Annotated in this window: 15 protein-coding genes; 9 read left to right on the top strand and 6 right to left on the bottom strand. The window is 71.9% G+C overall.

Annotated elements, in window-relative coordinates; all coding sequences use genetic code 11:
• On the top strand, nt 1-876 hold an 876-nt coding region (locus tag MKK65_RS03370), incomplete at its 5' end, for a hypothetical protein (RefSeq protein WP_243955299.1).
• 10 nt (nt 877-886) lie between these two features.
• On the opposite strand, the gene MKK65_RS03365 is transcribed toward MKK65_RS03370, so the two are convergent.
• Complete coding sequence (locus MKK65_RS03365; RefSeq protein ID WP_243955297.1) at nt 887-1,507, bottom strand: YqgE/AlgH family protein; 621 nt, start codon at nt 1,505-1,507, stop codon at nt 887-889.
• Nucleotides 1,508-1,794: 287 nt separating this feature from the next.
• Here MKK65_RS03365 and MKK65_RS03360 point away from each other — a divergent pair, with 287 nt between their 5' ends.
• Nucleotides 1,795-2,274 (top strand): peroxiredoxin, encoded by a 480-nt coding sequence (locus MKK65_RS03360; RefSeq protein WP_243955295.1) that lies wholly within the window; start codon nt 1,795-1,797, stop codon nt 2,272-2,274.
• A gap of 72 nt (nt 2,275-2,346) precedes the next feature.
• Here MKK65_RS03360 and MKK65_RS03355 read toward each other — a convergent pair whose 3' ends face one another.
• Both MKK65_RS03355 and MKK65_RS03350 read right to left on the bottom strand, forming a co-directional pair.
• The gene (locus MKK65_RS03355) at nt 2,347-3,105 is read right to left on the bottom strand and encodes a restriction endonuclease (RefSeq protein ID WP_243955293.1); all 759 of its coding nucleotides are present in this window, start codon (nt 3,103-3,105) and stop codon (nt 2,347-2,349) included.
• 97 nt (nt 3,106-3,202) lie between these two features.
• The gene (locus MKK65_RS03350; RefSeq protein ID WP_058193892.1) at nt 3,203-3,625 is read right to left on the bottom strand and encodes a MucR family transcriptional regulator; all 423 of its coding nucleotides are present in this window, start codon (nt 3,623-3,625) and stop codon (nt 3,203-3,205) included.
• A 400-nt stretch (nt 3,626-4,025) separates the two neighbouring features.
• Between MKK65_RS03350 and MKK65_RS03345 the strand changes: the two genes are divergently transcribed.
• The gene (locus tag MKK65_RS03345; RefSeq protein WP_243955291.1) at nt 4,026-6,701 is read left to right on the top strand and encodes a bifunctional acetate--CoA ligase family protein/GNAT family N-acetyltransferase; all 2,676 of its coding nucleotides are present in this window, start codon (nt 4,026-4,028) and stop codon (nt 6,699-6,701) included.
• Between the two features lie 272 nt (nt 6,702-6,973).
• Here the strand turns inward: MKK65_RS03345 and MKK65_RS03340 are convergent, their stop codons facing one another.
• Complete coding sequence (locus MKK65_RS03340) at nt 6,974-8,581, bottom strand: murein L,D-transpeptidase (RefSeq protein ID WP_243955289.1); 1,608 nt, start codon at nt 8,579-8,581, stop codon at nt 6,974-6,976.
• Between the two features lie 245 nt (nt 8,582-8,826).
• Between MKK65_RS03340 and MKK65_RS03335 the strand changes: the two genes are divergently transcribed.
• Entirely contained in the window at nt 8,827-9,924 is a 1,098-nt protein-coding gene (locus MKK65_RS03335) for an acyltransferase family protein (protein WP_243955287.1), read from the top strand.
• Here MKK65_RS03335 and MKK65_RS03330 read toward each other — a convergent pair.
• Complete coding sequence (locus MKK65_RS03330; protein ID WP_243955285.1) at nt 9,911-11,095, bottom strand: endo-1,4-beta-xylanase; 1,185 nt, start codon at nt 11,093-11,095, stop codon at nt 9,911-9,913. The two genes, MKK65_RS03335 and MKK65_RS03330, sit on opposite strands and share 14 nt — an antisense overlap.
• A gap of 328 nt (nt 11,096-11,423) precedes the next feature.
• Here MKK65_RS03330 and MKK65_RS03325 point away from each other — a divergent pair, with 328 nt between their 5' ends.
• From MKK65_RS03325 to MKK65_RS03315, 3 genes are all read left to right on the top strand, one after another.
• Nucleotides 11,424-12,266 (top strand): SDR family NAD(P)-dependent oxidoreductase, encoded by an 843-nt coding sequence (locus tag MKK65_RS03325; protein ID WP_243955283.1) that lies wholly within the window; start codon nt 11,424-11,426, stop codon nt 12,264-12,266.
• Nucleotides 12,267-12,665: 399 nt separating this feature from the next.
• The gene (gene zwf, locus MKK65_RS03320) at nt 12,666-14,138 is read left to right on the top strand and encodes a glucose-6-phosphate dehydrogenase (protein ID WP_243955281.1); all 1,473 of its coding nucleotides are present in this window, start codon (nt 12,666-12,668) and stop codon (nt 14,136-14,138) included.
• A gap of 199 nt (nt 14,139-14,337) precedes the next feature.
• Nucleotides 14,338-14,538: a hypothetical protein gene (locus MKK65_RS03315; protein WP_058193885.1), complete on the top strand. Its 201-nt coding sequence runs from the start codon at nt 14,338-14,340 to the stop codon at nt 14,536-14,538.
• A 7-nt stretch (nt 14,539-14,545) separates the two neighbouring features.
• Here MKK65_RS03315 and MKK65_RS03310 read toward each other — a convergent pair whose 3' ends face one another.
• Nucleotides 14,546-16,042 (bottom strand): glucan biosynthesis protein, encoded by a 1,497-nt coding sequence (locus tag MKK65_RS03310; RefSeq protein WP_243955310.1) that lies wholly within the window; start codon nt 16,040-16,042, stop codon nt 14,546-14,548.
• A gap of 310 nt (nt 16,043-16,352) precedes the next feature.
• On the opposite strand from MKK65_RS03310, the gene mdoH reads away from it, so the two are divergent.
• Nucleotides 16,353-18,308, top strand: coding sequence for a glucans biosynthesis glucosyltransferase MdoH (gene mdoH, locus MKK65_RS03305; protein WP_243955279.1), 1,956 nt, complete (start codon nt 16,353-16,355; stop codon nt 18,306-18,308).
• 527 nt (nt 18,309-18,835) lie between these two features.
• Complete coding sequence (locus MKK65_RS03300; protein WP_058193883.1) at nt 18,836-19,495, top strand: L,D-transpeptidase; 660 nt, start codon at nt 18,836-18,838, stop codon at nt 19,493-19,495.
• Nucleotides 19,496-19,529: the final 34 nt, after the last annotated feature.

The following is a 19,529-nucleotide window of genomic DNA, read 5'->3' as shown; positions in this document are numbered from 1 at the left end:
ATCAAGCCCGAGCGGCCCCCGGTGCCGCCCCGCGGCGTGCCCGAGGGCCCCCCCGCCGCCCCGGCGCCCGGGGAGCCGGGGCCCGCCACGGCCCCCGAGGCGCCCCGGTCCGCGCCGGTTCCGGCCCGGCCGGTGGTGCTGAAGGTCCCGTCCGAGGACGGCCTGATCGGGCAGGAGCTGCAGCTCAACGGGATGTCCGGCGCCCTGAAACTGGAGCGCGCCGGGACGGCCGTCACGGCGCGGATCAAGCTGCCGGGCACCAAGATCTCGCAGCCGGCGGAATCCTGCACGGTGCCGCTCGCGAACGGCAATCCCATCACCTTGACCTCCGAGGGCAAGCCGGAGGGCGCCCCGCGCTTCGAGGCCGCCGGGGCGGAGTGCCCGCTGCGCTTCGACGTGGTCGAGGGCGGAATCCTGGTCTCGTCGCTGGGCCAGGGGCCGGTCTGCACCTTCTCGAACGCCGATTGCACGACCACGCCCGTAGGCCTCTGGGGGCCGGCCGGGGCCACGCTGATCCCCCGGGCCGGGGAATTCGACACCGCCCGGGGCGTCGCCGACAAGGCGGTGCGCGACAATTACAAGCTCATGACCCAGCGCGCCCGGCGCGAGGACGTCCGGCCGATCGTGAGCGAGCAGGCAGCCTTCTCGGCCGACCGGGAGCAGCTCTGCCGCAGCTACGCCCGCGAGGGCACCCACGGCTTCTGCCACCTGCGTGTCACCGAGAACCGGGCCCTGGCGCTCGCGACGCGGCTCGGCGCCAACACGGCCGTGCCCACCACCGCCGCGGCCCCGCGCCGGTCCCGGCCCAGGCCCGCCGCGGAACCCGCCGTCGACGGGGTGAACCCGGACACCGCCGGCGAGATGCCGCCGGACTAGCGGTCGGCGTTCAGGCCCGCCCGGCGGTCATGGACAGCATGGCGGGGTCGATGCCGTTGGTCCGCAGGGCCAGCTCGTACTTGGCCTCGAGGTCGGTGTCGAAGATCAGCGCCGGATCGGCCGGGCAGTTGAGCCAGCCGTTGGCCATGATCTCGCTCTCGAGCTGGCCCGCCTGCCAGCCGGCATAACCGAGGGCCAGCACGGCGCTCGCCGGCCCCTCGCCGCTGGCGATGGCGCGCAGGATCTCGACGGTGGCGGTCAGGCAGATGCCGTCGTCGATGATCAGCGTCGATTGCTGGATGTGGAAGTCGTCGGTGTGCAGCACGAAGCCGCGCCGCCCCTCCACCGGACCGCCCATCAGCACCGGCATGTGCCCGACCCGCTCGCGCAGCCGGATCGCGTCCGCCTCCGGGCAGACGTCGAGCTGGACCAGCAGATCCGGCATGCTGATGTCGGTGGCCGCCTTGTTGACGATGATCCCCATCGCGCCGTCCGCCGAATGGGCGCAGACGTAGATCACCGAGCGCGCGAAGCGCTCGTCGGCCATCCCGGGCATCGCCACGAGGAACTGGCCATCGAGGAAGCTCGAGCCGGTGAGCGCGGTCTGCGCGGGCGACGCTGGGTTCGTCATGCGCGTATGCTACGCGCCCCCCCCGCCTTGTCCAGCGGACAAAGCGCGCGGCCCACCGCCGGGGCCGGCCCCGAAGGCGCTGTCGAATCTACGGGCGGATCGCTATATGTCTCCGCCCTCGGGCATGGCCGCGGGCGCGGCCTTCTTCGGCGCGGGCGCCGCCTTCATCACGCTGCTTGGAGCGTGACGAACTCCCCCGTCCTCGACAGGCGCGGGCTGCCACGCTAGGTCAGCCGCGATCGTTCAGCGCGCGATCCTTGAAGCGCGCGTCAATGAAGGGACCCGCGATGATCCAGGTCGGCGACCACCTGCCCCAGGCGACCTTCCGGGTGACCGGCCCCGAAGGCCCGCTCGCCCGCACCACCGACGATGTGTTCAAGGGCCGGCGCGTGGTGCTGATCGGCGTGCCCGGCGCCTTCACGCCGAGCTGCCACCGCAACCACCTGCCCGGCTTCGTCACCCAGAAGGACGAGATCCTGGCCCGCGGCGTCGACACCATCGCGGTCACCAGCGTCAACGACGTGTTCGTGCTCGACGCGTGGTCGAAGGCGAGCGGCGCCGAGGGCCTCGAGTTCCTGGCCGACGGCAATGCCGACTTCGCCAAGGCCATCGGCCTGGAGATGGACGGCACCGGCTTCGGCCTCGGGGTGCGCTCCAAGCGGTACTCGATGCTGGTCGATGACGGCGTGGTGAAGATCCTCAACGTCGAGGAGACCCCCTCGAAGGCCGAGGCGTCCGGCGCCGAAGCGCTGCTCAAGGTCCTCTGAGTCCGCTGGGGCTTCGCGCCCCGAACCCCACCAGAGGGCCTCGGCCCTTTGGGATCCCGGGACCTGATGACGCTAGCCGCGATGCGCGCCGGCGAGGTCGATGTCGTCCAGCGCGTCGTGGTGCAGGAGCAGCACGCCGGTCGCGGCGGCCAGGCGGCGGGCCGCCGGTGTGAAGCCGGCATTCGACACCACCGCGGCCCGGTCGCCCGCCCAGTAGCGCAGGGCGGCGGCCGCCTCCTGCACGGCGGCGTTGCCCACGGGCTTCGCCAGCCGCTTGCACTGCACGATCAGGCGCAGGCCGTCGCGCACCGCCACGATATCGGCGCCCTGGTCGCCGCTCGGCGGGGTCCGGTGGGCCCGCCAGCCCGCCCGGGCCAGACGGTCGGCGCAGTAGCGCTCGTAATCGATCCCGTCGCCCGGCGCCTCGTCCTCCTCGGGCAGCGCGACGGCGGCGGCCTCCGCCTCGACGATCGCGAGCATCCGGGCGCGCTCCGACTCGGCGAGGTCGGCAAACCGCGGCCCGATCTGCGGCAGGACCGTCCGGTCGAGGAAATAGGCCCGCTCCCGCAGCCAGCCGTCCTCGATCCGGTTGCCGTAGGCGTCGGAGAAGCTCTCCTGCCGCCGCCGCAGCGCCAGGGTCTCGGCATGGGCCCGGGTGATCCGGCGCACCCGCGCCCGGAATCGGCGGGGCCGCCCGAGATGGCGCATCAGCACCAGCGTGAGCGCGAGCCCCGTGGCCGCGAAGGCGGGCGGTCCGTACCAGAGCCCGAGCGGGCAGCCGAGCGCGGCCGTCCAGAACAGGCGGGCGACGGGATTGGGCTTGCCGGGCATCGGATCTCGGGTCGCGGGTGAGCCGATCGACCCTCGCAAGCGGCCCTTGCCCGATGCTGAATCCCGCTCGGAAAGCTGTGGACGCGCGTCGGCCCGCTTAAGCCTTCTGGCCTTTCCGCCGCTGGTGGCCGAGCCCCATGCTCTTGGCGAGGCTGGAGCGGGCGGCGGCATAGTTCGGCGCCACCATCGGGTAGTCGGGGGCCAGCCCCCACTTTTCGCGATAGGCGTCCGGCGTCAGGTTGTAGTGGGTGCGCAGGTGCCGCTTCAGCGACTTGAACTTCTTGCCGTCCTCCAGGCACACGAGGAAATCGGGCTGGATCGAGCGCCGGACCGAGATGGCCGGCCGGAGTTCCTCCACCGGCGGGGCCGGCGGCTGGCTCAGCCCGTGCAGGGTCGCGTGGACCGCGGCGATCAGCCCGGGCAGTTCCGGCACGGGCACCGGATTGTTGCTCACGAAGGCCGACACGATGTCGACGGACAGCGTGAGATAATCCAGGTCCTCTCCGACCATGGCGTCCATTCCGAAACCTCCCGTCCGTTTCGTCTCGGCCACCATCATTCGCGGTTGGGCAGCCGGAATCTGTGTCTGCTCGGCCCGATACAGGGCTATAATGGCGCAGGTACTATGATGTGATCAATTTAAGGGCAAGACCAATTTATAACTGACCACTACAGCCAGACTGATGGCAGGCTGCATTGTCGTATACTGTACAGAATCGGACCGTTCCGGTCGCCTCCGGCCGGGACGAGGCGGCGGTCGCGGGCGCCTCTGAACCTCCGGGCGTTGCACCCGCGGAAGATTGTGCCATCTGGTAGGGGAACGGGAGCGCCCGTGGGCGCTGCGCCGCACGCCCGACCCGAGCGCGGCACCCAGGCGAGGGCACCACCATGCGCGTGTGCAGAACCGAGCCGTCGGCGCCGTGAGCACCTACCGCTTCGACAAGCTCCTGGCGCCGCGCTCGATCGCCCTGGTCGGGGCCGTGGCGCGCGAGGGCTCCCTCGGGCGCAGCGTGCTCGACAGCCTGCGCCGGTCGGGCTTTCCCGGCGCGATCCTGCCGGTCCAGCCCGATCACGACATCGTGGACGGCCTGCCCTGCGTAGCCCGGGTCGCCGACCTGACGGTCGTGCCCGACCTCGTGCTGATCGCGGTGCCGCCGCTGAGCGTGCCCGAGGTGGTCGCCCAGGCCGCCGCCATCGGCGCGGGCGCGGCCGTGATCCTCACCGCCCGGCTCGGCCGCGGGCCGGACGATCCCGGGCCGGTGGCGCATCGGATCGCCCGCGCGCAGGGTCTGCGCCTGCTCGGCCCCGACAGCGCCGGCCTCGTGGTGCCCGCCGCCAAGCTCGATGCCAGCCTGTTCGCCCACGCTCCGGCAGCGGGGGACCTCGCCCTGGTCTCGCAATCCGGCACGGTGGCGGCCGCGATCGTCGAATGGGCCGCCCGTCACGGGACGGGGTTCTCGGCCGTGCTGTCGCTCGGCAGCGTGCTTGATATAGGCGTGGCCGACTGCCTCGACCATTTCGCCGCCGATTACCGCACCCGGGCGATCCTGCTCTGCCTGGATCGCGTGGCCGATGCCCGGCGGTTCATGTCGGCGGCCCGGGCCGCCGCCCGCGCCAAGCCCGTGGTGGTGCTGCGCGCCGGCCGCCACCGGCCGGACACGCGGGCCGCCGTGACCCATACCGGCGCGCTGGCCCGCCCCGACGCGGTCTACGCAGCGGCCTTCCGGCGGGCGGGCCTCCTCGCCGTGCCGGACCTCGATGCCATGTTCTCGGCGGTCGAGGCCCTGGGGCGCCAGCGCCCGTTCCCGGGGGACCGGCTGGCGATCCTCACCAACGGCCGCGGCATCGGCCTGCTCGCCGCCGACCGGCTGACCGATCGCGCGGGAATCCTGGCGGAGATCCCCGAGGCCGAGGGCCGGCCGGCCGGCAACCCGATCGACCTCGGCATCGATGCCGGCGGCCCGGCCTTCTCGGCCGCCCTGGCGCCGCTGCTCGCCGACCGGACCAGCGACGCCGTGCTGGCGATCCACGTCCCCACGATCCGGTCCCAGGCCGGCGCGGTGGCCGGAGCGATCGCCGAGACGGTCAAGCGCACCCGCGCCGGCCAGAGCCGCAAGAAGCCGGTCTTCGCGGTCTCGCTGGGCGATGCCGAGGCGGCGCGGGCGGCCTTCGCCGAGGCGGGAATCCCGCACTTCACCACCGATTCCGAGGCGATCGAGGGCTTCCTGCACCTCGTGCGCTATCGCGAGGCGCAGGACGACCTGATGCGCACGCCGGATTCCCTGCCGCGGGACTTTTCCCCCGACATGGCCCGGGCCCGGTCGATCGTGGCCGCCGCCCTGCGCCAGGGGGCGACGTGGCTCGACCCGATCGCGGTGAACGGCCTGCTGGAGGCCTACGGCATCCCGACCGTGCCGATCACACTCGCCCCCGACAAGGACGCCGCCGCGGCCGCCGCCTGGCCGATCATCGCGGCCGGCGGCACGGTGGCGCTCAAGGTCGTCTCGCCCGACGTGGTCCACAAATCCGATATCGGCGGCGTCCAGCTCGACCTCACCAGCGAGGCCGATGTCTGCGAGGCGGCGCGCAGCATCCTGGCCCGCGCCCGGCGGGAGCGGCCGGACGCCAGGGTCACCGGCTTCGCGGTGCAGCCCATGGTCCGCCGGGGCCAGCGCCGGGAGCTGATCGCCGGGCTCGCCGAAGATGCGGTGTTCGGCCCCGTGGTGGTGTTCGGCCGGGGCGGCACGGCGGTGGAGGTGATCGACGACCGCGCGCTCGGCCTGCCGCCCCTCGATCTGGCCCTCGCCCGCGACCTGATCGGCCGCACCCGGGTCGCAAGGCGTCTCGAAGGCTACCGCGACGTGCCGCCCGCCGATCTCGGGGCCATCGCCCTGACCCTGGTAAAACTGTCCCAGCTCGCCGCCGACTTGCCGCAGGTGCGCGAGCTCGACATCAACCCGCTCTTGGCCGACGAGACCGGCGTGCTGGCCCTCGACGCCCGGGTGCGGATCGGGCGCGCGGAGCGGGGCCGCCACGGCCGCGGCCACCCGCGCTTCGCGATCCGGCCCTATCCGGCCGAATGGGTCCGCACCTTGAAGCTCAAGGACCGGACGATCCGGGTCCGCCCCGTGCGCCCCGAGGACGAGGGGCTGTTCCTGGCCTTCTTCAAGGGCCTCGACCCGGAGGACCTGCGGCTGCGCTTCTTCGGCCCGGTGCGCGAGTTCAGCCACGCCTTCCTGGCCCGGCTGACCCAGCTCGACTATGCCCGCGCCATCGCGTTCGTCGCCACCGAGGTCGACCCGCAGGGTGGCGAACGCATGCTCGGCGCCGTCCGGCTGCATGCCGACGCCAACCACGAGAGCGGCGAATACGCCATCGCGGTCGGCCGCGACGCCCGGGGCACCGGCCTCGCCTTCGCGCTGATGCGCCTGATGATCGACTGGGCCCGCTCCGAGGGGATCGGCCGGGTCGAGGGCATGGTGCTGGCCGAGAACCGCCCGATGCTGGCCGTCTGCCGCCGGCTCGGGTTCACGCAGGGGCGGGATCCGGAGGATCCGGGGCTGGTGACGGTGAAGCTGGAGCTTGGGGTGGGGTAGGAGGCGGGATTAGCCCCCTGTGCCGGAGATGGCCCCCTCGCGCGTCAAAAGCCTTTCACAAAAGGCCTGCTGATTCTCGGGCCTACTTCGATCGGCGATGCAAGGCGGCAAGATAGACCACCTTGTCATCCCGGGGCCGCGCAGCGGAGCCCGGGATCCATAACCGCCGATAGCTCAAGATCTTGCACTGTCGGCGGCTCTGGATTCCGGGCTCGCCTACGGCGCCCCGGGATGACAAGGCGGGAGAGATCGAGCCACCGGCAGGGCCCACCTCAGCGCGGCGGCTGGGGTGTTTCCGGATTCAGGCCCTCCGTTGCCGTCTTCGCCACGACCGCCTTGCTGGCCGCCGGCTTGACCGCAGCGGGCTTCGCCGCGGCCGGCTTGGGCACAGCCGGCTTGAGCGCCGCGGGCTTGGCCATCGCCGCAGGCTGCGCGGCGCCGGCGGGCGGGATCGCCCCGGTGGCGGCGGGCTCCGGCGCCGGGGGCGGCGTGTCGAGGTTGTAGATGTCGTCGCGAAAATGCGCCTTCCCGTCCGGGGTGGCGTAGCCGGTGAGGTAGACGAAGGTCACCGGCACCGGCTTGACCAGCTTGATGTCGCGGCGCTCGCCGTCGGCGATGCCGGTCTCGATCTCGATCGGCCCCCAGCTCGTGCCGGGCCCGTTCGGGCCGTCGGTGCCCTGCAGCAGCCAGCCGACCAGCTCCTTGACCTGACCGACCCGGACGCAGCCGTGGCTGTGGAAGCGGACGTTGGCGGCGAACAGGGATTTGGCCGGGGTGTCGTGCATGTAGACGGCAAAGCGGTTCGGCATGTCGATCCGCACCTGGCCGAGCGAATTGTCGAAGCCGGAATCCTGGCGCAGCGTGTAGGCCGCGGCCTTGTTGCCCGCCCAGTCGATCTTGGTCGGGTCGACCTCGCCGGCGGGGCCGAGGATGCGGATGTGGTTCCGGGCGAGGTAGCCCGGGTTCTTGCGCATCTGCGGGATGATCTCGTTCTTCACCACCGAGGCCGGCACAGTCCAGGTCGGGTTGAAGTTGATGTCGGTGATCCGGGTCTCCACCGGGGGCGTCGCCTTGTCGGGGGATCCGACCACCGCGACGTAGCGGCGGGCCACCGCGCCGTTCTCCACCGCCTCGACATTCGCCGAGGGGATGTTGACCACGACGTAGCGCTCGCCGAACGGGAATTTCGAGCCCATCAGCCGGGCCGCCGAGGCCGCGAGCTGGCGCTGCCGGGTGGCGGCCGGCACGTTCAGCGCGTTGATCGTGAGCCGGCCCAGGATGCCGCTGTCGGGCAGGCCGTGGCGGCCCTGGAACGCGGCGATCGCGGCCACCAGCGGCGGGTCGAGCCGGTCGCTCGGCGGCGCGTCCACCGGCAGGTCGCCGGTCAACGTCAGGTGGTGGCGCAGGGACGGGATCGCCGAGCTGCGCTCCCCGGGCTTCAGGCGGACAAGGTCGTCGGGCAGCCGCTCCCAGCCCCCGGCCTCCGCGAAGGCGGCGTAGCGGTCGGCGACCTTCAGCGTGTCCAGGAAGGTCCGGGCGGTGAGCGTCGGGGTCGGGTCGGTGGAGACCTTGGCGTAGACCAGCGGCGCCGGCTCGCGCGACTTCTTGGGAAGCTCCGGGGGCTTGGCCTCGGAACTCTTCGCCTCAATCGGACGCGGCTCCGGATTCTTCGCAGAATCCGGCGTTTTGGGCTCCGGATTCTTCGCCGGTTCCGAGGCCGGCGGCACCGCCACCGGGACGGCGAGCGGCGGGGCCGCGGCGGGGCCGGTCGGCACCGCCGGAACCCCCTGCGCCAGCGCGCCGACGTGGCCGCCGAGGAGCGCCAGCACCGAGAGACCCGCGCCGAGGCGGGCGGACAGGCGGAAACGGGCCGGGACCATACGCAACACTCCCGACGGCGCCCGGGGCGGCGCGGTCGGACGGGATGATGGAGCGGTACGGTTACCAATCTCCTCCGGTCGATCGGGCTGGCCACGGGCACCATTCACCATCCGGCGAGGGGCTCGTCCTGAGGGGCCGCCTGCGGATATCGGTTCCTCGGGAAATGGCGCACCCTGCGGGGCCGAGCCGTGAAGGACGATCAGCCGCCGCCATGCCGGATTCCGGACCCCCGCGCACCGGGGACATGCCCAGCACGATGCCGTACCTGCCCCAGCTCGACGGGGTGCGGGCGCTCGCGATCCTGATCGTGTTCGCGGCCCATTGCGGCTACAGCCACGTGGTGCCGGGGGGCTTCGGCGTCACGGTGTTCTTCTTCCTCAGCGGCTACCTGATCACGACGCTGCTGCGGATCGAGCGCGGACGCACCGGCACGGTCTCGCTCGCCGCCTTCTACCTGCGGCGCAGCCTCCGGATCCTGCCCCCACTCTACCTGACGCTCGCGGCCACCGGCGTGCTCTACGCGGTGGGGCTCCTCGACTGGATGCGGGTGGAGCCGGCGGCCGTGCTCGGCCAGGTGCTGTTCCTGACCAACTATCCCGGGCTGTTCGGCACCGAGGCGGTGCTGCCGGTGCCGCTCTGGAGCCTCGCCATCGAGGAGCATTTCTATCTGGTCTTCCCCCTGGCCTACGCCTTGTGGCTTGGGCGCCTGCAGCCGCGCCGGGCGGCGCTGGCCTGTTTGGGGATCTGCGCGGCGGTCCTGGCGATCCGCTGCGTCAACGTCTGGCGGCTTCCCGATTACAGCCTGAACTATTCCTGGACCCATACCCGGATCGACGCGATCCTGTTCGGCTGCGGCCTCGGCCTGTGGAACAACCCGGTGATCCCGGGCGACCGGGCTTGGCGCCCGCGCCCCTGGCATGTCACCGCGAGCCTCGGGGTGATCCTGCTGACCCTGGCTTTGCGCGATCCCGCTTTCCGCGAGACCCTGCGCTACACCCTCCAGAGCGCGGCCCTGTTCGTGCCCTTCGCCTACCTGCTGCACGGGGAAGGCTGGGCGGTGCGACTGCTCGCCGCCCGGCCCATGCGCCAGCTCGGCCTCTGGTCCTACAGTTTTTATCTCGCCCACATGGCCGTGGTGGCGTTGGTGCTGCACCTGGCGCCGGGCCTGCACGGCATCCCGCTGATGCTGGCGGCCTTCCCGGTGACCCTGCTCTGGTGCTGGGGCATGTTCACCTGGGTCGAGCGCCCCTGCGCCCGCCTGCGCCGCCGGCTGTTGGCGGACCGCCCGCCGGAGCCGACCCTGTCGGAGGGTGGCTGCCGCACCGGCATCACCCCCGCCTGAGTTTCTCGCGGACGGCCGTATGGTCCGGTGCCGCCCGAAAGCAGGCCTGCATCGCGTGCCAGAGCGGCTTGCGCCCGAACTGCGCGTCGAGCGGCAGCGCGCGCTGGGGCAGGCCGTCCGGCCGCTTGCGGTAGGGGTGGTCGTTGAGCCACGTGTCGGGGTCGTAGATGTCCCAGGTGAGCACGTCGAGCAAGGCGGGCTCGGCCAGGACCACGTCGAGGTAGCGCCGGGCGAAATCGGCCACCATCCGGTCGCGGGTCGGCACGTCGGACGGGAAGGCCCGGTCGTCGATGTCGAGCTCGGTGACCGCGATCCCCAGCCCCATCTGGCCGATCTCGTGCAGGAAGCGCCGGAGCTGGCCCTGGTCGATCGGCACCGTGCTGGTCAGGTGCGATTGCAGCCCGAACCGCCGGATCGGCACGCCGCGCGACCGCATCGCCTCGAGCTGGCGCAGCACCTTGGTGCGCTTGGCCTCCATCCAGGGCGCGCCCTGCTCGACGGCGTCCTCGTTCCAGGTGCCGGCCGCCGCCGGGTCGGTCTCGTGCAGGATCCGGAAGGCGCGGTCGACGTAGCCGGGCCCCATCGCGGCGAGCCAGGGGGAGTCGCGCAGGCCCCCGCCCCGGTCGGGATCGGTCTCGCTGCCTAAAATCTCGTTGACCACGTCCCAGGCGACGATCTGTCCCCGGTAATGCCCGGCCACGGTCTCGATCCAGCGCCGCATGAAGTCCTCGGCCTGGGTAGGGCTCGCCCGGCCGAGCAGCGGCGCCACCCAGGGCGGCAGCGCCGCGTGCCAGACCAGGGTGTGCCCGCGCATCCGCTGGCCGTTGCTCCGCGCGAAGCGCAGGATCGCGTCGCCCCGGGCGAAGTCGGTGCGGCCGGGGGCGGGCAGCACCTCCTCCATCTTCATCTCGGTGCCGCAGACCAGGATCCCGCATTCCCGCGCCACCGCCTGCCGGTAGGCTGGCGTCGCATCGAAGCGGTGGAACGGCACCTCGCAGCCATAAAGCAGCCCCTTGGTCGAGGCCGCCGCCTGCAGGCTGTCGGCCGACCAGGACGGCTTGCCGAGGGGGCCGAAACCGGACGGCGCGGCTCCCGCCGCCGTGGCGAGGCCGGCGCAGGCCGCCCCGGCGAGGAGCGCGCGGCGGCTCGGCGGGCCGGGGGATGGGGTCATGCCGGGCTCTTGGTTCGAGGGCTTCGAGGGATACGTCACCCCGTCATTTCGGGGCGCCGCAGGCGAGCCCGGAATCCAGAACCGCCGAAGGAGCAAGATCTTGCGCGGCTTAAGGTTCTAGATTCCGGGCTCCGCTCCGCGGCCCCGGAATGACGGAGTGGGTGCGGGTCCGCCGCGAGAGATGTCAACTCCCGGAGGAATAACATCTCCTTATGCGATCGCCCGAGTTGCCAATGGCGCTGGCAGCGGATCGATCGCGCCGGTTTCAACTCGCCTTCGGCCCCGACCCGCCCCATCTTCGGGACGCCATCCAGCCGAGGACCGACCCATGAGCCAGCACCCCGCCATCAGCCCAGGCCGCAGCGCGGTCGTCACCGGGGCGGCGAGCGGCATCGGGCTCGCGGCGGCCAAAGCCTTCGCGCGGGCCGGCATGAATGTCTGGCTCGCCGACCTGCCCGGCCAAGCCCTTGACGACGCCCACCGCGCCGTGGCCGAGCTCGCCGCCGTCGAGGTCCGGGCGGTACCCACCGACGTCTCGGACCGGGAGGCCGTGGAGGCGCTCGCGGCCCATGTCGCCAAGGCCGGTCCCCCGGCCGTGGTGATGCTGAATGCCGGGATCGAGGCCGGCGGCAAGCTCTTCTCCGACGCGGAGACCTGGACCCAGATCCTCGGCACCAATCTCGGCGGCGTGGTCAACGGCATCCACGCCTTCGCGCCCGGGATGATCGCGGGCGGCAAGCCCGGGGCGGTGATCGTCAGCGGCTCGAAGCAGGGCATCACCACCCCGCCCGGCAACGCGCCCTACAACGTCTCGAAGGCGGCCGTGAAGGCGGCCACCGAAGCGCTGGCCCATGAGCTGCGCACCCGCGAGGGCTGCCGGACCACCGCGCACCTGCTGATCCCGGGCTTCGTCTATACCGGCCTGACCAAGGCCCGGGGCGTCGCCGAGAAGCCGGCCGGCGCCTGGACGCCGGAGGAGACCGTCGCCTTCATGCTGGAGCGGCTGGAGGCGGGCGATTTCTACATCCTCTGCCCCGACAACGAGACCACCCGAGCGCAGGACGAGAAGCGCATCGCCTGGGCCGCCGGCGACATCATCGAGAACCGGCCGGCCCTGTCGCGCTGGCACCCGGACTTTTCCGAGGCATTCAAGCGGTTCATGGCGGAGTAAGCGCCCCCGTCATTGCGAGCGGAGCGAAGCAACCCAGGGAACCGCGCGGCACATCGTTCCGCTCGACGGAACGGACGAAAGGGGTCGCAGGTGAGACGCGAGGCGAAGCGCTCTCACCAACAGTGACACTGCCGCAGAGCGGGATTTCGGCACGACCCGTTTTCCGTCCGCGCTCGAAAACGTCCTCCGTCGCGGTTCCCTGGGTTGCTTCGCTCCGCCCGCAATGACGGGGCGCGGTTCGCGGCTGCGCATCAAGCCGCGATCGTCCTCCCCCGGAGGCATGCGCCGCGGACCTTGCTGACGGCAGCCCCTCGTCTGGCGAAGGGTTTGCACCCAGGTTAGGGCAGTGCGGCGCGGTCGCCGCATCGCAACCGCGCACGACACCAGGGAGCCGCACTCTTGGCCACGATCATCCCCGTCGCCTCGTTCGACTGCGTCGTGTTCGGCGCCACCGGCGATCTCACGGCGCGCAAGCTGCTGCCGGCCCTGTTCTACCGGTTCCGGGACGGGCAGATCCCGGAAACCAGCCGAATCATCGGCGCCTCGCGCTCGGACCTGTCGACCGAAGCGTTCCGGGAGCATGCCCGGGACGCCCTCAAGCGCTTCGTGCCCGCCGCCGACCTGACGGAGGACGTGCTCCGCAAATTCCTCGCCCACGTGGATTACGTGGCGGTGGACGGGGCCGGCGAGAGCGGCTGGGCCGATCTCGTGGCCAAGCTCGACGAGCGGCCCGACCAGGTGCGGCCCTACTACCTCGCCACCTCCCCCGACCTCTACGGCTCGATCTGCCGCAACCTCGCCTCGCATGGCTTGGTCGGCGAGAAGTCCCGGGTCGTGCTGGAGAAGCCGATCGGCAAGGACCTGAAATCGGCTCGCGCGATCAACGACGCGGTCGGCGAGGTCTTCCCCGAGTCGCAGATCTTCCGGATCGACCATTACCTCGGCAAGGAGACGGTGCAGAACCTGCTCTCCCTGCGGTTCGCCAACACCATCTTCGAGCGGCTCTGGACCTCGGACGTGATCGATCACGTCCAGATCACCGTGGCCGAGACGGTCGGGGTCGAGGGCCGGGCCGGCTATTACGACACCTCGGGCGCCATGCGCGACATGCTGCAGAACCACATGCTGCAGCTGCTGTGCCTCACCGCCATGGAGAGCCCGCTCAACCTCGAAGCGAACTCCGTCCGCGACGAGAAGCTGAAGGTGCTGCGCGCCCTCAAGCCGATCACCGCCCACGACATCCAGACCGTGACCGTGCGCGGCCAGTACGTGGCCGGCGCCGTCGACGGCAAGCCGGTGGAGGGCTACCTTGCCGAGCTCGGCCACGAGAGCCGCACCGAGACCTTCGTGGCGATGAAGCTGGAAGTGCAGTCCGGGCGCTGGGCCGGAGTGCCGTTCTACCTGCGCACCGGCAAGCGCCTGCCGCAGAAGCTGTCCGAGATCGTGGTGCAGTTCCGGGCCTCGCCGTTCTCGATCTTCCCCGAGGAGGCGTTCGGCCGCGAGCCCAACCGGCTGGTGATCCGCCTGCAGCCGCAGGAGGGCATGAAGCTCGAGGTGATGACCAAGGATCCGGGGCCCGGCGGCCTGCGCCTGCGCCCGACCGACCTCGACATCTCCTTCGAGGAGACCTTCAAACAGCGCTATCCGGACGCCTACGAGCGCCTGCTGATGGACGTGGTCCGGGGCAACGCCACCCTGTTCATGCGCCGCGACGAGGTCGAGGCCGCCTGGGCCTGGGCCGACGGCGTGCTCAAGGCCTGGGCCGACCGCCCGGAGGCGCCGCGGCCCTATCCCGCCGGGAGCTGGGGGCCCACCGCCGCCATCGCGCTGATCGAGCGCGACGGGCGGACCTGGCACGAGGAACTGCGCTAGAGCCCCATCCCGACCGGCGGCGGCCGGCTTCCGGGCCACGGGGATGCCCGACAAAAGCTGTCCGCGCGCGGCGCGGACGGCGCCTCCCACTTACGGCCAAGCTGCCTTGATACGGTCAAGCCGGATGTGGAAGCTGCCTCATGCCGCCGGTCACCGCCCCGCGAGAGGGCGGGACCGGCCTCGCACGAGGGATCATCGCATGCTGGACTCGAAGCAGGATTTCGCCGTCTCGGCCGAACGCCGCCTGGAGCGCTCGGTCGATTCTGCCTTGCGCGTCATCGCGGCCGCCCATGTCGAGCGGCAGGCCCCGCCGGTCTCCGCCGCCCGCCGGCGCCTGAGCGAGGTCTACGGCGCCACCCGCCTGGCAAAACGCCTCGCGCGCGAGCAGCGCAGCGCCTGAGGCGGCGTCACACCAACGCGTCCCAGGTCTCGCTCAACGGAGTCGTCCCGCGCACCAGCCGCGCCCGCAGGACGATATCCCCCGCGGGCATCGGCTGAGGCGGGCGCCACTCCACGTAGATGCGCCAGCCGCCGGTCTGCGGCACGAAGTTGGCCACCGGCTCGTGCAGCGTCCCGGCGCTGGCCGAGACTTCCACGGCGACGCTCTCGTCCGCGCCTTTCGGCAGGGACGGCCCCTCGAAATCGATCACGCAGAGCCGCCGCTCCGGGTTCGGCGGATCGGTCGGGCGCAGGCGCTCGGCCGAGCCGAACCGGGTCTCGGTGACCCGGGCGAGCGCGGGCTGCAGGATCGCCTCCGCCGGCTCCGCCCCCACGGTGGTCAGGCCGTAGGCGAGCCGCAGGGCCGCGCCGGGCTGCACCGGCGCCGCCGGCACGAAGGCCGCCACGATGTTGTCCATGTACTCTTCCGCCGAGGGGATCTCGTAGAGCTGCACGGCGCCCTCCGCGAAGGCGGCGCCCGGATCGGGTGCGACCCACAGGCCGGGCCGGGCCTCCTGGCGCGCCTCCACGTCGAGATAGGCGGCAAAGCTCCGCTCGCGCTGCAGGAGCCCGAAGCCCGCGACCGGCTTGGCCGCAAACGCCGAGATCTGCGGCTGCCTGCGGCCGTTGACCAGCGGTCGCCACAGCCGATCGGCCGCGGTGGCGACGCAGAGCCCGTCGGAATCGTGCACCTGCGGGCGGAAATCGTCGAAGGGCTTGGCCCCCCGGGCGCCGGGCCCGTTCTGGCCGTACAGGAACATGCTGGTGAGCGGCGCGAGCCCGAGCCGCGGGATCGGCTTGCGGGGATAGAGCGCCGCCGTGACGGCGATCCGGGCCGGGTCGCCGGGGGTGATCACGAATTGGTAGGCGCCGGCGATGCTCGGGCTGTCGAGGAGCGACAGCACCGTGAGGCTGCGCGCCTCCGGCTCCGGCTCGCACAGCCAATGGGCGGTGAAGTCCGGAAACTCCTCCCCCTCCGGTGCGCCCGTGCCGATGGCGAGGCCCCGCGCCGAGATCCCGTATTCCTGGCCCGCGGCACGCAGCCGGAAATAGGAGGCGCCGAGAAAGACCAGAAATTCCTCCTGGAAGCCTTTGGGCCGCCAGGCCGGCATCTCCGGGAAGGCGTAGTGCAGCCGGAAGCCCGCGAAGCCCAGATCGGGCGGGAAACTCTGGCCCGCGAGCCGTCCGCCGAAGTCGAACAGCGGGCTCTCGTAGGGGATCGGCCGGGACGGGCCGCCGCGGGGCTGGAGATACAGCGCCACCCGCTTGCGCTGCAGGAAGCCGCGATGGAACAGCTGCGCGCTGAAGTGGCGGCCGAGCGGCAGGCTCTCGGATGGCCGGAACACGATGTGGCGATAGCCGTCGTAGTCGAGCCCGGCGAGCGCCGGCGGCAGGTCGGTCGGCGGCGCCGCGTAGGGCGCGGCCGCGAGGCGCTGGGCCTGGCCCGACAGGGTCTCGAAGGTCATCGCACCGGCGTCCATGGTCCCGTCCTGCGGGCGGCCAGAAGCCGGACCCTGCGGCTGAAGCGCCGCCCCGGCCCATGTTCGGGCGCCATTCAGATCTATGGCACTAGCTACAATACTGCCGGTAGCCGCGGTCAGGACGGTCTTGAGAACGCGGCGTCGGGAGGGGGGATCGATCCGTTCGGCCTCCGGCTGCCTGTGCGGCCGGGTCGGCTGCGTGTCCTCGCCCCGCTTATCGGTGTCCACGCTCATCGGTTCCCGCCCCCCCGCGGCGAGGCAGCCGGCAGCCTTCCACGGTCGAGTTCCTCGCGCCATGTCCTCACGGGTCACCTCCTCCGCCGAGCGGCCGCACCGGAACGCCTATCCGGGCGCTCCCGATCCCCAAGATTCGAACGTCCCCGTCGCGCCGCGCGAACCCGAGGCCTGGGCGACCGGCAGGCGGGCCCTGCTGGCCCGGCGCCTCGCCCTGGCGATCCCGAGCCTCGCCATCGCGGGCGGCCTCGCCTGGCTGGCGGAGCGCGCCTACCCGGCCGGTGCCAGTCCCCTGGCTTGGACGATCGTGGTCCTGTTCGCCCTGGTGATGGGCTGGCAGGCTTTCGTGGCCTGCCAATACGTCTACGGCCTCGTCGCCGCCATCCTGGGCGACCGGGCGAAATCGGTGCTGGAGCGCCGCTCGGAGGCCGCTTGGGCGCCGGCTGCCAGCTCCGGCCGTACCGCCGCCGTGGTGGCGATCCACGCCGAGGATGCGGTCGCGGTGTTCGCCCGGCTCCGGGTGATGGCCCGCTCGCTGGCCCGCGAACAGGCGCAGGGCTCGGGGAAAGCCATCGACATCTTCGTCCTCTCCGATACCCGGGACGGCGCGATCGCGGCGGTCGAGGAGCACGAATTCGCCCGCATCCAGGCCTGGGCCGAGGCCGACCCGGCCCTGCCGCGGATCCGCTATCGGCGCCGGACGGAGAATATCGGCCGCAAGGCCGGCAATATCGCCGAGTTCTGCCGCAGCTACGGTGCGGACTACGCCTATATGATCGTCCTCGACGCCGACAGCCTCATGACCGGCGCGGCCATGACCCGGCTCGTGCGCCTGATGGACGAGAGCCCCCGCACCGGCCTGATCCAGACCGTCTCCTACGCGGCCGGCCGGGACACCCTGTTCGCCCGCATCCAGCAATTCGCCGTGCGCCTCTACGCCCCCCTGGCCTTGCGCTGCCTGGAGACCTGGCAGGGGCCTGAGGGCAGCTACTGGGGCCACAACGCCATCCTGCGGATCGAGGCCTTCGCCGAGAACGCCCAGCTCCCGGTCCTCCCGGGCCGGGCGCCGCTCGGCGGCGAGATCCTGTGCCACGACATCGTCGAGGGCGCCCTGATGGTCCGCGCCGGCTGGGAGGTGCGTCTGCTGCCCGAGATGGGCGGCACCTGGGAGGAGATGCCCACCAACCTCATCGACCTGCTCGGCCGCGAGCGCCGCTGGTGCCAGGGCAACCTCCAGCACCTGCAGGTGCTGCCCTGGGCCGGCCTGCATGGCGCGAGCCGCTGGCACCTCGCGGTCGGCATCCTGGCCTACGGCATGCTGCCGCTCTGGATCGCCTTCCTGGGGCTGGCCTCCTGGCAGGCGGCCCGGACCGGCGATCTCGGCCTCCTCGCCTATGGGCTGACCGGGCACGGCGCCGCTGCCCATGGCCTCGCCGCCCTCAGCCTCGCCGTGCTGGCCCTGCCCAAGGTCCTGAGCCTCGGCCATGTCCTGGCCTCGCCGGCCCGCCGGGCTTCCTTCGGCGGCACGCGGGCGCTGCTCGCCAGCGCCGCCCTGGAACAGGTCGTCTGGGTGTTCCTCTGGCCGGTGCTGACCCTGTTCACCGCCGGCGCCGTGGTCTCGACCTTCCTGGGCCGGGTGGTGCGCTGGGAGACCCAGGACCGCGACGACCGGCAGGTCTCCTGGGCCGAGGCGTTCCGGCTCCAGGCCGACGCCGTGGTGGTCGGGGCGCTGATCGTCTTCGCCCTGGTCTGGGCCGGCAATGCCTGGCTCGGCCTGTGGCTCGCGCCGCTGGCCCTCGCGTTGCTGGCGAGCCCGGCGCAGAGCGTCTGGACCAGCCGGGCCGATCTCGGCCGCGCCGCCCGGGCCCGGGGCCTGTTCCTCACCGCCGACGACACCGCGCAGGCGCCGGAACTGGCCGAGCTCGCGCAGATCCGCGGCCTGCCGGCCGCCGCGCCGGCTCTCGTCCGCGCAGCGCCCCTGGAGCCCGCGATCTGGCTCGCCGCCGACGAGGCGTGAGCTTCGGGCTGGATAAACACCGCGCCGATGGCTCGGCATTAAGTCGCCGAGGCACGTCGTAACCTCGTGGTTCTGCTCCCCAATCGACAAGCCAGCGTCGGCAGAACACATCGCTTTGTCATTCCAGGGCGCCGTAGGCGAGCCTGGAACCCAGAGCCGCCGACAGTGCAAGATCGTGAGCTTTCGACGGTTATGGATCCCGGGCACCGCTGCGCGGCCCCGGGATGACAAGCAGGGTGCTCGAACGTCCGTGTAACGCGCGACTCGATCGGGACTAGCAATGTCCCATGCGGTTGCTTTGATGCCCGCTGACACGCGCGACCGCCCTGGTCCATACCCGGCGCTTATGGCCAAGCTGCCACAGTGTTGCCACCGAGTCACGGAGGGGCGGAACCGGCTAAGCGTGGCGGTTTGAGGGTTGGATTTGGGGCGCGAGCGTTTACCCCTTGGCGAGGATCGGCACGGCATCGTGCCCCGGTAATTCGCCGCGTTCCCACCTGATTTCGCGCCTGCCCCGAGAGGCTTTGATGCGTCGTTTCCTTCCCGCCCTCGTAGGGCTCATCGGCGCGGCCGCCTGCGCCGCGCCGGCGCTCGCCTACGAGATCGACCCGCTGACCCGCCAGCCGCTGAACGATGCGCTCACCGTGCGGGTCCGCCCGCAGGCGGTCGAGACCGTCGCGGTGCCGGTGGCCAACGCCTCCCTCAACCCCGCCGACCCGCTCGACGCGGCCGTGCCGCAGATGTCGGCGATCCCGCGCGAGACGGTGGCCTATAACGGCCCCTACGGCGCCGGCACGATTGTCGTCTCCACCGCCGAGCGGCGGCTCTACTACGTGATGGGCGGCGGTCAGGCGCTGCGCTACGGCGTCGGCGTCGGCCGTCCGGGCTTCACCTGGGGCGGCGTGCAGACCATCACGATGAAGCGCGAATGGCCGGATTGGCGTCCGCCGTCGACCATGCTGCGCCGCCGGCCCGACCTGCCGCGCTACATGAAGGGCGGCATCGAGAACCCGCTCGGCGCCCGCGCCATGTATCTCGGCGGCTCGATCTACCGGATCCACGGCTCGAACGAGCCGGAGACCATCGGCACCGCCGTCTCCTCCGGCTGCATCCGCATGACCAACGACGACGTCACCGACCTCTACACCCGCGCCAAGGTCGGCACGAAGGTCATCGTCCAGCGCTGATTTTCTTGGGGACTTTCTGACGGGGGCCGGCCGC

Source organism: Methylobacterium sp. J-001 (assembly GCF_022829565.1).
Taxonomy (GTDB): domain Bacteria; phylum Pseudomonadota; class Alphaproteobacteria; order Rhizobiales; family Beijerinckiaceae; genus Methylobacterium.
The sequence above is the reverse complement of the archived record's forward strand: the minus strand, read 5'-3'. Positions and strand labels throughout refer to the sequence as shown.